This window comes from Aquirufa lenticrescens (assembly GCF_019916085.1).
GTDB lineage: Bacteria > Bacteroidota > Bacteroidia > Cytophagales > Spirosomataceae > Aquirufa > Aquirufa lenticrescens.
Map to the genome: position 1 here is coordinate 1,448,907 of NZ_CP049834.1, position 13,557 is coordinate 1,462,463.

General features: G+C 47.3%; 12 protein-coding genes. 4 read left to right on the forward strand and 8 right to left on the reverse strand.

What is annotated here, in order from left to right:
- Positions 1 to 29: 29 nt before the first annotated feature.
- On the forward strand, positions 30 to 1,553 hold the full coding sequence (locus G9X62_RS06575) for a capsule assembly Wzi family protein (RefSeq protein WP_223129948.1): 1,524 nt from the start codon (positions 30 to 32) through the stop codon (positions 1,551 to 1,553).
- A gap of 60 nt (positions 1,554 to 1,613) precedes the next feature.
- Positions 1,614 to 1,880, forward strand: a complete 267-nt coding sequence (locus G9X62_RS06580; protein WP_223129949.1) for a PEGA domain-containing protein — start codon at positions 1,614 to 1,616, stop codon at positions 1,878 to 1,880.
- Here the strand turns inward: G9X62_RS06580 and G9X62_RS06585 are convergent.
- On the reverse strand, positions 1,877 to 3,004 hold the full coding sequence (locus G9X62_RS06585; protein WP_223129950.1) for a trans-sulfuration enzyme family protein: 1,128 nt from the start codon (positions 3,002 to 3,004) through the stop codon (positions 1,877 to 1,879). The genes G9X62_RS06580 and G9X62_RS06585 overlap by 4 nt on opposite strands.
- Positions 3,001 to 3,735, reverse strand: a complete 735-nt coding sequence (gene lptB / locus G9X62_RS06590) for an LPS export ABC transporter ATP-binding protein (RefSeq protein ID WP_130895829.1) — start codon at positions 3,733 to 3,735, stop codon at positions 3,001 to 3,003. The genes G9X62_RS06585 and lptB overlap by 4 nt, the downstream gene beginning before the upstream one ends.
- A gap of 24 nt (positions 3,736 to 3,759) precedes the next feature.
- Here lptB and G9X62_RS06595 point away from each other — a divergent pair, with 24 nt between their 5' ends.
- Complete coding sequence (locus G9X62_RS06595) at positions 3,760 to 3,984, forward strand: hypothetical protein (protein ID WP_223129951.1); 225 nt, start codon at positions 3,760 to 3,762, stop codon at positions 3,982 to 3,984.
- A gap of 399 nt (positions 3,985 to 4,383) precedes the next feature.
- Here G9X62_RS06595 and G9X62_RS06600 read toward each other — a convergent pair whose 3' ends face one another.
- The 4 genes from G9X62_RS06600 to G9X62_RS06615 form a co-directional block, all read right to left on the reverse strand.
- Complete coding sequence (locus tag G9X62_RS06600; protein ID WP_223129952.1) at positions 4,384 to 4,905, reverse strand: hypothetical protein; 522 nt, start codon at positions 4,903 to 4,905, stop codon at positions 4,384 to 4,386.
- A gap of 20 nt (positions 4,906 to 4,925) precedes the next feature.
- The gene (locus G9X62_RS06605) at positions 4,926 to 5,132 is read right to left on the reverse strand and encodes a helix-turn-helix transcriptional regulator (RefSeq protein ID WP_223129953.1); all 207 of its coding nucleotides are present in this window, start codon (positions 5,130 to 5,132) and stop codon (positions 4,926 to 4,928) included.
- A gap of 187 nt (positions 5,133 to 5,319) precedes the next feature.
- Positions 5,320 to 6,624 (reverse strand): amidohydrolase family protein, encoded by a 1,305-nt coding sequence (locus G9X62_RS06610; RefSeq protein WP_223129954.1) that lies wholly within the window; start codon positions 6,622 to 6,624, stop codon positions 5,320 to 5,322.
- Between the two features lie 8 nt (positions 6,625 to 6,632).
- Positions 6,633 to 9,641 carry an amidohydrolase family protein gene (locus tag G9X62_RS06615; protein ID WP_223129955.1) on the reverse strand — a complete coding sequence of 1,003 codons (3,009 nt, stop codon included), beginning with the start codon at positions 9,639 to 9,641 and terminating at the stop codon, positions 6,633 to 6,635.
- A gap of 81 nt (positions 9,642 to 9,722) precedes the next feature.
- On the opposite strand from G9X62_RS06615, the gene G9X62_RS06620 reads away from it, so the two are divergent.
- Positions 9,723 to 10,322, forward strand: coding sequence for a hypothetical protein (locus tag G9X62_RS06620; protein ID WP_223129956.1), 600 nt, complete (start codon positions 9,723 to 9,725; stop codon positions 10,320 to 10,322).
- Between the two features lies 1 nt (position 10,323).
- On the opposite strand, the gene G9X62_RS06625 is transcribed toward G9X62_RS06620, so the two are convergent.
- Both G9X62_RS06625 and G9X62_RS06630 read right to left on the reverse strand, forming a co-directional pair.
- Positions 10,324 to 12,711 carry a glycoside hydrolase family 95 protein gene (locus G9X62_RS06625; RefSeq protein ID WP_223129957.1) on the reverse strand — a complete coding sequence of 796 codons (2,388 nt, stop codon included), beginning with the start codon at positions 12,709 to 12,711 and terminating at the stop codon, positions 10,324 to 10,326.
- A gap of 4 nt (positions 12,712 to 12,715) precedes the next feature.
- Positions 12,716 to 13,477, reverse strand: a complete 762-nt coding sequence (locus G9X62_RS06630; RefSeq protein WP_223129958.1) for a TylF/MycF/NovP-related O-methyltransferase — start codon at positions 13,475 to 13,477, stop codon at positions 12,716 to 12,718.
- Positions 13,478 to 13,557 lie beyond the last annotated feature (80 nt).

The following is a 13,557-nucleotide window of genomic DNA, read 5'->3' on the forward strand; positions in this document are numbered from 1 at the left end:
ATTGCGCGCATTCCTCCCTAAATTTGTCCATGCTTAAAAGGATCTTTTTTTTCTTTCTGACAGCACAAATCTATGCCCAGACCATTCCCGTGGGTCGGCCGGATTTTTCTGAAGAGCGTTTCCGGAATCAGCAATTGATTTCTGGGGCTCATAATTCGTTTACTATTAGGCCCGTTTCCGATTCGACTGCAACCGGTCTGCTGCCCGCCTCTGTCCTGACCTCGTTGAATACCTTTGCTCCCACGGGCTGGAATGACGGCGCGATGATCCCGGCGAGAGGCTTGCAAACTTATGCAACGGCAGGTTTTTTTGCCAAATACAAAGCCCTCAGTCTCCAGCTCATGCCGGAATTCGTGTACGCAGAGAACCGCGACTTTGAAACCTTTTCCCTTCAAGGCCCCCTGCGTGCCCCCATGCTAGTCTTGTGGAATAGCACAGACATCCCGGAACGTTTTGGGACCTCTTCTTTTTCCCGTTTTCGTTTAGGCCAAAGTGCCCTCCGCCTCTCTTCCCGTTCCGTTTCTATCGGAGTTTCCACCGAAAACCTCTGGTGGGGGCCAGGTTTCCGCAACTCCCTCATCATGTCAAATAATGCCCCAGGCTTCTTGCACGGGACATTTAACAGCGTGAAACCGCTAAAAACCTTCCTCGGATCCTTCGAATTCCAGCTCATCGGCGGTCGCTTAGAAGGGTCTGATGTTCAGCCTTTGGCATCCGACTACATCGTCAATGGGATCAATTATTTAGAACCAAAATCCACGGATGCCCGCTACATTTCAGCCATCACCCTGAACTACCAACCACGCTGGATACCCGGATTATTCCTCGGTTTTTCTCGCGCATTCCACCTTTACACGTCTGATATGGGATCGGGTTTTTCAGATGTGTTCCCGTTCTTGCTTCCCTTTGAAAAAAAGAACCTTCCCTTTGAAGACGCGAAACGAAGAGATCAGTTAGCCTCCTTTAACCTGCGCTGGGTTTTTCCTGCTTCGAATGTCGAGGTCTACGGGGAATTAGGCTACAATGATTACAAGAACAGTTTTTGGGATTGGTTGACCTCCATGGAGCATTCGCGAGCCTATATCCTAGGTTTGCGTAAGGTGTTCAAACAATCTCCAGGCCGTTATATTCGCCTTGCCATCGAAAATACCACCATGGAAATGACCGCGGATCGCCTCGTTCGCAACAATGGTCCCTGGTACCGCCACGATTTTGTCCGCCATGGCTACACAAACGAGGGTCAAGTATTAGGCGCGGGCATAGGTCCCGGATCTAATCTCCAAACCTTCGACCTCGCCTTCGTTCGCCCTTCCTCCATCGCAGGCTTCAGCATCGAGCGTTATGCCCACAATATGGACTATTTCTACGATGCCTTTAAGAACTACGATTCCAAATGGGTCGACTTGATGTGGGGTGGATATTACCAAAAACGTGTCGGATCCTATGCCTTCACCGGCAAATTGAATTTCGCCTGGATGCGTAACTACGAATGGGTGTTAGATAAACATGTGCTAAACGCACAATTGCAATTATCAGCAACTAGATATTTTTAGCCCTCAGGATACCAATTCATTTATTTTTCGGTAGTTTTGAATTCTAAATTCGAAGCCTACATGAAAAATATTCTTATCGTTTTGCTAATCAGTGCCTTAAGTTCTTTCGTTGCTCCTGCTACGAAGACTATTTCTGTTAAATCGGATCCTGCGGGCGCGGAAGTTATATTAAACGGTTACTTCGTGGGGAAAACTCCCATCGAAATTAAGATCGACGAAAAGCAATACAATTTTATCTCCCTTTCGAAGTCTGGCTACAAACGCCAACGCATCGAATTGAAAGGAATTGATAAAGAAGTTGAGGTGAAATTAGAGAAGGATCTCTAAATCGTCGCTAGGGCTTGTTCTAAGTCCGCCCATAAATCATCCACATGTTCTAAGCCGATCGAGAAACGTAGCAAGTTTCCTGGCGTCGTACTTTGCGGTCCTTCAATGGACTTGCGGTGTTCCACCAGCGATTCTACACCACCTAAGCTCGTCGCCTGTTGGAATATTTGCAGTTTACCCGCCATCTCCCTCGTTTCTGTTTCCCCTGTTTTCACCTGCAAAGCAATCATTCCACTAAAGCCCTGAGGCATTTGGGCCTTTGCTAAAGCGTGCTGCGGATGTGATTCCAGGCCTGGATAATGCACTTTTTCTACTTTGGGGTGTTTTTCCAAACGCTTCGCCAGTTCCATCGCATTCGCACTGTGCTCTCTCATTCTCAAAGGCAAAGTCTTCAATCCCCTCGCTAATAAGTAGCAGTCCAACGGATTAGGTGTCGCCCCCATCAAAATCTGCACTCTTTCAATTCTTTTCGCCCACTCATCATCCTCTTTCAAGAGCACCGCTCCACCCATAATATCCGAATGTCCGCCGATATACTTTGTCGTCGCGTGCATCACGATGTCTGCGCCTTGATCGATGGGGTTTTGGAGAACGGGCGTCCCTAACGTATTATCCACCCCTAATTTAAGTCCGTGTTTTTTAGCAATTGTTGACAGACCTTTAATATCTGTGATGCTCAGCATCGGATTCGCCGGCGTCTCCGCCCAGATGAGTTTCGTATTTTTTTGTACCGCTTTTTCTACAGCTGCCAAATCCGTCATATCCACCTGCGTCACTTCGAGGCCCCAAGGACCCAAAATTTCTTCCGCTAGTTTATAAGAGGCGTAATACCCTACTTCCGGCATCAATATGTGGTCTCCGGATTGAAGGCATTGGAAGACCGCGTTGACGGCGGCGAGGCCTGAGCCGAAGGCGAAGCCTCGCGACGCCCCTTCTAAGGCCGCCAGGCCTTTTTCTAACGCAGTTCTATTCGGATTCGAGTTGCGAGAATACATGTGGCCTTTCGGATACGTGCCATCCAAAGCCCGTTCAAAAGTCGTCGTCAAAAACACCGGCGCCGCAATCGCCCCCGCCGTCTCATCCTTCAAATGACTCCCATGTACCGCAATCGTCTCCTTTTTCATCGCTGATTTTCTCTAAGCTTAAAGTTTTTACCTAAATACAAACGACGAACTTGTTCGTCATCCGCTAATTCTCGTGGCGTCCCCGCCTTCAAAATCTTTCCCTCAAAAAGCAAATAAGCCCTATCCGTAATCGACAACGTCTCATCCACATTATGATCTGTAATCAAAATCCCAATATTCCGGTATTTCAACTTCGACACGATCGTCTGAATCTCCTCCACCGCGATGGGATCGACCCCCGCAAACGGCTCATCTAACAGAATAAACTTGGGATCCACCGCCAGCGCCCTCGCAATCTCCGTTCTTCTCCTCTCACCCCCAGAAAGCACCTGGCCTAAACTCTTGCGCACATGCGTTAAAGAAAACTCCTCCAACAAACTCTCCACCTTCTCTTTCTGCGCCGCCTTCGACAAATCCGTCATCTCTAACACCGCCTGAATATTTTCCTCCACACTCAGCGTCCTAAAAACCGACGCCTCCTGCGCTAAATACCCGATTCCAAGCCTTGCCCTCTTATACATAGGCAAGTCTGTTACGTCCAAATCATCTAAGAACACTTTCCCCTCATTCGGCTTCACTAATCCCGTAGCGATGTAAAAAGACGTAGTTTTACCCGCACCATTTGGCCCCAATAAACCCACAATCTCCCCTTGCGCCACCTGATACGAAATGTGATCATTCACTAATCGTTGGCCGTATTTCTTGACTAAATTCTCTGTCCGTAAAATCATGCCTTAAAAATACGAATTATTTCGATGTTTTCCCTTGTTGCCCCCTCGCTCTCGTCTTTAAACCGTTTTAGCGCCCTGATTGTTCAGCATGGCCTAGCTGTTCAAGAGGGCTTGGTCGTTCAGAATTGCCTTGCTGTTCACAATGGTTTGGTTTTCTACATTGCCTTGCAGTTTAATGGTTTGGTTTTCTACATTACCTTACTGTTCAAAATGGCTCTGATTGCTCAGAATCGACTGATGGTGAAATAAATCGTCAGGCGTAAAAGTCGATTTTCAGGTATTGACACAATGTGTCAAAAGCGAGAGTATCAGGTGGGGAGCTTTATTAAATGCTCTTTTTGCGAATAAATAGACGAGTCATTAAACTCAAATTTCAGGTATTGACAGATTGTGTCAAAACCTGAAAACGCCTCTGAGTGCCTCGAAGATATTTTAACACTATGCCGTTTCAGGCATTTCAGTGGCAATATGAATACAGGTATTATGGGAATATTAATGCATTCTCTTTACTCTCCTCCGGACTAAGCGACTAAGTCGCGACTAAGTCACGTAGTGACGACTAAATTGCGCAGCAATGACTTCGCGAAGTGACCGCGACCAAATCACAAGGCGATGACTAAGTGACGCAGTCACGACTAGCGCGCCGCGCTACAATACCACCCCACTAACCGAATAGCGAGTAGGCGATGAAAACCAGCGCAAAGCTTGTGAACCTGAAATGGTGTAGGAAACCACGCGACCGGTGACTAGGTGCATGGAGAGTTTTTTGGAGGTAATGTAAATCAAATTCTCAGAAGAGATCTCAAAATCTACCGTAGATGGTCTGCCGGCTGAGTCTAAGGTGATTTGGAAGGAACGAACGGGTAGGTCTTCGCCCTTTTTTAATACGTAACTGATGACAGAGGCTGTGGAACGATCCTCATAACTAAGGGCGTAGGCAGGTTTGTTGAGGTCGGCTTCGCGGAAGAGGGCCCATTCTTTGGCCAAATCCACCTGAACCGAATCGATTACTTCTGCTGTGCCATCGAGGATGACAGTCTTTTTTACCGAAAGGGGGGAAGATGATAGGCGATTCAGCTCTTTATTCCAGTCATAGAAATGAGTGGCCGGCTCCGGGGAGGGGGTGCACGCAATGAATGTCAAAAAGAGTAAAATGCTGAGGCGAATCATCCCCCCAAAGGTAAGAAATTTTAAGTGGAGAACACATCCTCGATGGGAATCTTCAAGACTCGGATGAGGAGGTAAATTTTGGTGGCGTTGGGATAATGTTTGCCGGATTCCCAATAATTGTAGGCGCTTTGGGAAACTCCTACGGCGGAAGCAACTTCCTGTTGTGTCATCCGTAATGTCAAGCGGGACTTGATCAAAACGGTCGAAAAGACTAGTTTGGTTTTCATAATTTATTAGTGGTTACAGTGATATTTTTGATAATATTCAGAGAATAAATGCAAAAACAAAACTTAAGTCACAATATAACGGAACTTTATGAAAACACTGATAATGACGCGCAATGAGGGTATAAAAAAAGTCCTCAAAAGACAAAATCGGCTTTTGAGGACTTTCCAGACTAAACTTTAATTCAATTTATTTCACGTTGTACTTGTACTTATAACGCTCAAAAAGTTGGGAATGTTTGTTGTCTAAATTCAAGGCGCGGCCCTGAATAAAGGCATTCGTTAAAACGCTTGAACGCATATCTAACACATCGCCAGTGGAGATGATGATGTTCGCGTCTTTGCCTGCTTCGATACTGCCGGTGCGGTCAGCGATGCCTAGGATTTTAGCAGCGTTCAAGGTAATAGCTGAAAGTGCTTCCTCCTTCGTCATCCCATAAGCGGACATCGTTCCAGCGTGGAAAGGAAGGTCGCGTTGGCGCCAGTTTCCATCTCCGCCTTCGAAGCCCATGGAGAATAAAACACCTGCTTTTTGAAGCATTCCTGGTGTCTTATAAGGTTGATCTACGGCATCATCTTCTGCAGCGGGTAAGCTGTGGATTTCTCCCAAAATCACCGCTACTTTATTCTCCTTCAAAATATCCGCAATCATCCAGCTGTCTGTGGCTCCTACGAGGACAAGTTTGAAGTTGAATTCTTTGGCAAAATTAATGGCCGCAAGCATCTCCTTCACTAAATCGCAGTGCACGAAAAAGGGCTTGCTTCCGTCGAAAAGACCTCTCGTAGCTTCGAACTTCAAGTTCGTGCTTGTATGCGTTTTCTCATTCAGATATGCTTTTGCTTCCTTAAAAAAGGACCGCGCCTCTTCGAGGCGCGCCAACCCCGCCGCCACTGGATCCGCGTTCGCTCCTCTTCTTTGAAAAGCAGCTGGACGGTTAATCAAGGCCGGCATCTTAAAGTGAATGCCATTGTCCATCGCGTAAGCAGCATCTTGCCAGTTCCAAGCATCCAATTGCACGACGCTAGAAGAACCAGGGATCATCCCGCCTTGCGGCGTGATTTGCGCTAATAAAACGCCATTCGAACGCACCGTGTTAATGATTTTCGAATCGGTATTATACGCTACGATCGAACGGATGTTTGGGTTCATTTCGCCTAATTCCTCGATATCGATGGTCGACTTGGTGGAAGCGAATTCCACTAAACCTAAGCTCGAGTTAGGGGCGATTAAGCCTGGATAGACTTGCTTGCCGGTGGCATCGATGCGCTCAACGTCCCCTGAGATAGTCACAGGAGTGGCAGAAACGGTTTTGATTTTACCTTTTTCGAGAACGAGCGTGCCGTTTTCGATGATGGTTCCGTTGCCCACGTGGATGGTACCGCCGGTGATGACGATGGTCTTGCTTTGGGCAGGGGATGGGTGCATGGTTTCTTGTGCGAATGCAGAGATCCCGCTAAGCGCAAAGAAAAGAGTATATATGATCTGTTTTTTCATCTTGAATCTTAGTTTTCAGTGTTAGCCCAACGGTTCGAAATACGGTCCCAAATACTGTTTCCGTGGTGGTGATCCTCCTCGCATTCGTTCTCCGCCTTGTAGGATGGAGTCGCTGGACGAGTCGATGCGCCGCCTTTTTTCGCGCCGATCATCTTTTGCACTAAGCGTTGTTTTTCCGCTTTCAATTCCGCTTGGCGAATCAAATCTGCCGCGCGATCGAAAACTACGGCGCCATCTACGATCGTGTGCTCCGATTTCGCATAAATCGATAATGGATTGTCTGACCAAACCACGATATCGGCATCCTTACCTTCCTTGATAGAACCGACGCGGTCAGCGACGTGTAACATTTTGGCAGGATTCAACGTCACCATTTTCAAGGCTTCTTCCTCCGACATCCCCGCGTATTTCACTGATTTCGCTGCTTCTTGGTTCAAACGACGCGCCATTTCCGCATCATCCGAATTAATCGCCACATTCACGCCCGTCTTCTGCATCAGGTACGCATTTTGTGGAATCGCATCCGTTACCTCCATTTTATACGTCCACCAATCGGAGAAAGTAGAGGCATTCGCACCGTGTTTGGCCATAATATCAGCTACTTTATAACCTTCCAAAATGTGGGTAAACGTGTTCACCGTGAATCCAAAATGATCCGCTACCTTCATCATCGCGTTAATTTCGCTCTGTACATACGAGTGGCACGTGATGAAACGTTTGTGGTTCAAAATCTCCACCAAAGTCTCTAATTCCAAGTCAATGCGCTTGCCAGGACCTTGTTTTTCATAGTCTCTCGCACGTGTGAACGCATCCATCAACACCTGCTCCACACCCATACGCGTGTCTGGGAAACGCGGATTCGAAGTATTCCAAGAGCGTTTTACGTTCTCGCCCAATGCGAATTTGATAAATGGATCCCAGTTCGCAAACTTCATTCCCTCGGCGTTCGCACCCCAACGGAACTTCAATAATTGCGTTTGGCCACCAATCGTGTTACATGATCCGTGCAAAATGTGGCTAGACGTTACGCCACCACTCAATTGACGGTAGATATCCACATCATCTGGATCGATCACGTCTTGGATACGTACCTCAGCCGTTACTGATTGCGAACATTCGTTAATGCCGCCGGTTCCCGCTACGTGCGAGTGCTCGTCGATGATCCCCGCCGTTACGTGTTTGCCTGTTCCGTCGATCACGCGCGCCGTTGGATCTTTCAATCCTTTCCCGATCGCCGCGATTTTGCCGTTCTTTAAAAGTACATCGCTGTCCTTTAAAACGCCTGATTTTTCATTCGTCCAAACCGTCGCGTTCTTGATCAAGATCGTTTCGACCGTCGCTGGCTTAGGTGTTCCGTATCCCGCAAATGGGTAGATCACAGATCCTAATTCTAATTTATCTTCTTTCTTACCTGCTTTTTTCGTTACCGTATCTGCCGCCGCGGAAGCCTTTGCTTTCCAAGAAACCCAGTCGCCGTTCGCTAATTGGCCTGTTCCCGCGAAGCTCGCGTCTCCGAATGTTCCCGTTAAGCGTGTGCGCTTACCTTTGTCTGCTTTTGAAGAGAAGCTTAAGTTGATTAAGGATTCTTTTTGGGTGAAATCAACTGAAGTAGTGTCTTTGGCCAAAATCTGAACCTTATACCCTCCTGGCTCGCCTGAGATGCTCAAAGTCGCCTTGTTCGCACCTAATTGTAAATCATATTTTCCTGCCAACGAATTCCATTGTTCCTTCGCAATCGGATACGCATCGCCTTGCACCCAGTTCTCAATGATAGTCGTTTTTTCCGCGAAAACGGGACCATTTGTGATCACGAAGTTCGCTAGTTTGCCTGCATCCAGACTTCCGACCATGTCAGAAACACCTAAGATTGTTGCTGGGATTGAAGTCAACGCCTCAAGCGCCTTTTGCTCGCTCAAACCGTATTGAATCGCCTTACGGAGATTTGGCATAAAACTACTCACATCTTTTAATCCATTCGCCGTGATAGCAAATGAAAGACCCGCTTTCTCAAAAGTAGCTGGGTTCGTAGGCGCTAATTCCCAGTGCTTCATATCCGCCACATTCACGAAACGCGCGTCCGTCGGATCCTCTAAATCCATCACTTGCGGGAAGTCCAAAGGCAAAATGAATTTCGCATTCGACGCTTTCATCTCATCAATACGTTGGTATTCGTTACCACTCGCTTTGATAATGTATTGAACACCAAACTCATCACCGATTTTGTCCGCCCGTAAAGCAGACCACTTATCTGTTACCTCGAAGATTTGAGGAAGCGCTTGAATCTCGTTAAAAGAGGCCAAAGACAAATTTGTTCCCTCTTTCGCCGGCTTCGATTTGTACCAAGCGGCGTCTAAGAAGTTTTGGCGTAAAAGCGCAATCGAACCCATCAAAGAGCCCGGATAATCCTGCGTCGACGATCCCTTATTAAAGGAATAATGCGCCGAAGCTTTCTCTTTCAAGACCACCAAGTTTTCTCTTTGCTTCGCTAAGCTCACAAAAACGCCGGTTCCACGAGAGATACCGTCCATATGGTGGGTCAAAACCGTGCCAAAGCCCAGCTTGCGCAATTCCTTCGCCTTCGAATCATTCACTTCGAACAATTTCGCGTGCGAAACCTCCGATTTGATGGCCTGATTCCAAGAATAAGGGCCTTTTGTGTTCGAAATCATTTGAGAGGGTGAACGGAATCCGCCGCCACCAGGTGCTACGGGATTCATCCCGTAATCACTGTAAAGATCAATAAAAGAGGGGTAAATATACTTACCGCCACAATCGATCACCACCGCGTCTTTAGGGACTGCCACAGCTCCGACCGATTCGATCTTGCCGTTTTTAATCACCAAAGTCGCCTTGGTTAAAGTCGTTTTTGCATCTTTCACGATGGTCGCATTTGTGAAGGCATAATAGCCATTCGACGGACTTGCGACGTCATTAATCGGGAAAGTGACTTGAGAAAAGAGAGACGTGCTCACGAAGAGGAACAGGGCTCCCAGCCAAAAAGGTTGAAATTTTTTCATTCGTTGATTTTTGTTGGAGATTAAAGATAGAAAATTTTTGTCTTTGGCCTATCTTTGTCTACACATTTTGCCTAAGTCATCATGCATACCGCTAATACCATCGCCGCTCTTGTGGCGAATCCTGAATCCCATGCCCGTTTTTTGAACACGCTTTCCTTCATGGAAAATTCTGGCGCGCGAAAAATTTCCAAGTTTGAGCACAAAAAAGAGGTCAGCCTGATCATCCTAAAACACGCCGCGGAAGAACACCGCCACGCGTACTATTTGAAGAAGCAGATCAGTAAATTAGTTCCGTCCGGCTTCGAGACCTACGACGATTCCTTTTTGATCAACCCACGCTCTTCCCGCTTCTATTTAGACGTATTGGACCTGCGTGTCAGCCAATATGCCAAGAAAAAACTAGGCCTTACCGGCTACGACGTAAAATGGGCGGCCTATTTATTAGTGACCTACGCCATCGAATTACGAGCAGATGAATTGTATCCGATTTACCAGCAAATATTAACGGAAACAAAATCTAAAGTCCAAGTGAAATCCATCATCGTAGAAGAGGAGGGACACTTAGAAGAGATGATTTCGCAATTAAAAGCTACTTGGCCAGACTGGGAACAGCACGCCGCCGTGGCCGTTCAGATCGAAACGGAATTGTATCAGGATTGGGTGAGTTCGCTGGTGGCGTAGTTCACAAAACGTGAACTTCTCCCGTTTTTATCAACAAACTTTTAATCTCGCCATTCACCTTCACTTTCGCTGCGCTTCCTTTCAGTCCTTTCAGGTGTAGGGACGTCACTTTGCCGTCTTTCCAGCTCATGGAAATCTCGAATCCACCACGGGTTTTTAAGCCAGAAACCGATCCCTCAGAAGCCCAAGCCGCCGGTAAAGCCGGAAGAGTTTCAATTAATTCAGGTGTTGATTGAACGAGCATTTCTGCAACAGCCGCGGAACCACCAAAGTTTCCATCGATCTGGAATGGAGGGTGTGCGTCGAATAAGTTTGGATAAGTGCCACCGCCGCGAGCGTAGTTTACTTTTACGCCGTCCGGTTCTACGTATTTCAAGAGTTCACGGTACATTTTGTAGGCATGATCTCCGTCGCGCAGACGTGCCCAGAGGTTAATTCTCCAGCCTTTGGACCAGCCGGTTGTCTCATCGCCTTTGATCTCTAAGGTCTTTTTAGCCGCCGCTGCAATCGTTGGCGTTTCTGCCAATGTCACGTGCGTTCCCGGATATAAACCGTATAAATGCGATTGGTGGCGGTGCTTCGGATCCGTGTCCTCCCAGTCGAAATACCATTCTTGCAGATTCCCTTTCGCACCTACTTGATAAGGAAGCATTTTCGATAAAGCCTTTTCTAAAGTCGCCTGAAAGGCCGGGTCTTTTTGAAGGATCTTTTCAGCCGCGATTAAGTCCAAAAACAACTCGCGAATCATCGCTAAATCCGCCGTCGCCCCGTAGGCCGTCGCTCCTTGGTAGCCCGTAGGCGTGATGAATTTATTCTCTGGTGAAGTTGATGGAGACGTGATCAAGCGACCATTTTTGTCTTCAATTAACCAATACAGGCAGAATTCCGCCGCACCGCGCATCAATGGATAGGCCTTAGCCTCTAAGAATTTCTTGTCCTGTGTGAACAAATAATGTTCCCACAAATGGGTCGAAGCCCAGGTCGCGCCCATCGGCCAGTTCGCCCAACTGGGGTCACCGTTTCCGAAATCTCCCACTGGATTCGACATCGCCCAAATATCTGAATTGTGGTGAACCACCCAACCCGGCGCATCGTAAAACGTTTTTGCCGTAATGCGCCCCGTCTTTTCTAGGTTCTCTAGGAAGCCCAAAAACGGCGTATGCATCTCACTCAAATTCGTATTTTCTGCCAGCCAATAATTCTCTTCGGCATTAATATTCATCGTATAATTACTTGACCAAGGTGGTCGAATATGTGGATTCCACAGTCCTTGCAAGTTCGCTGGTACGCCCGGCGTCCGCGAGCTTGAGATCAATAAATACCGCCCAAACTGGAAGTATAAGGTTTCGAGGTAGTTGTCCTTTTCGCCTTTGGCATAACGACGTAAACGCTCATCCGTAGGCAATTCCGGTGCATTATCCGCTGGCAAACTCAAGTTCACGCGCTTGAAATACGGCTGGTAATCCGCTAAATGGCGCGCCAATAATTGCTCCGCACCCTTAAAGCTGGCCGCTTGCAAACGCTTTTCTGACAAGTCATCTTCATTCAAACCCTCCTTCGATGGGCTCTTATCAAAGCCATTAAAACTCGTCGCCATCGTCACTAAAATCGTCGCGTCCGTTCCGCCCACCATCTGCAAGGTCGAATCCGTGCGAACTACTTTTCCATCCGCCGACTGAATCAAAATATCGGATGCAAAACGTGTTCCTTTTGAATCATCGAACATAATGGGATTCCCTTGCTTGCGGACATAATTCGGATCCGCTCGAACCGGCGCCGTGCCCTTTGCATGTAGGTGATTAATGGTCGATTTCGTCGAATAACGCAACAAGGACTTGAATTGAACCGTAAAGTTCAACCCCTTTTTCTCCTTACTCGTTAAGTGAATCACGAACACATTGTCCGGATGCGAAAAGAAATATTCCTTGCGAATCTCGTTCGTACCCGCGTGGTAATGCACCGTCGAAACCGCCTTGTCTAAATTCAATTCGCGGCGGTATTCCGTCGGATTCTCATGGTTAAAGTCGACATATAAGGTTCCCAGAGGCGCATACGACTCCGAGAATTTACCTTGGATTTTACGGACCAAAGAATCCGCCGCCTTGTAATTTTCCTGACGCAATGCCTCGCGAACTGCCGGCAAATTTTTATACGCCTCCTTATTCATATATGGATCCATCGGCTCCCCAGACCACAAAGTCAGGTCATTCAAGAAGATTTTATCGCTCTTTGTTCCGCCAAAAACCGTCGCACCCTGCTTCCCATTTCCGAGCACAAGCGCCTCTTCAAAATAGGTCGCCGGCTTATCGTACCACAATCGCATGGGCTTCTGTTGTTTTTGCTGTGCGAAGGTGCTGAAGGCTAAAAGGGTTAAGAATAGTATGCGCATAGGTTTATTTTTTTATCGCCAAACGGCCCGTGTAGTCAATTCTCTGTAATAAAATCGAATTCTTTTGCTCTGCGAAATACTCGTCCACCGCTTTTCGGCAGCCCTCCCAGTGGCCATAATCGTCGATGATCATAACGCCGCTTTCGCTTAAAGAAGGATATAAATGAATCAATTCGTGTTTCGTAGAAGTGTACCAGTCCGTATCTAAACGTAACAGGGCGATGGCGCCTGTGGGAACTGTGACAGGAATCGTGTCTTCGACTTTACCCTCCACGTAATGGATATTTTCTGCAGGAAATGAACTGTTCGACATCGTTAATTTCACATCGTCTAAGTTTGCCAAACACCAAACCGAAGTCTCCTTCTGGTCTTGTGTTTGCTCGAGCATTTGGTCCGCTTTTTGGCCCCTAAAATCCACATCCTCCGCCGTAGGTTCAGACATCCCCTCGAAAGTATCGTATAAATAGAGGTGGCGATCGCTCACCCCGCGGTGCGCCAAAACCTGCGCCACCATCAGCGAAGATCCCCCGCGCCACACGCCACATTCCACAAAATCCCCCGGAATATGTTGATCAATCACATAATTCGTTGCTTGATATAAGGCAAACATCCGCTCCACCGAGGTCATCGTGTAGGGCTGGCATTTCTCATAAAAGCTCCAAAAGGTTTTGTCCAGAATATCCGCGTAAGGCCCAGCGGCCTTGCGATCGAATTTGGTGACTTTGTAACCGAATTGTTCAATAAGGTTTAGAAGGAATTTGCGCATAGGAGGTAATTTCTCCTAAAAATAGTAAAAATTTTGTGGTTTGGTATACCTGAATACCCTTAAAACAAAAGACCCTAACA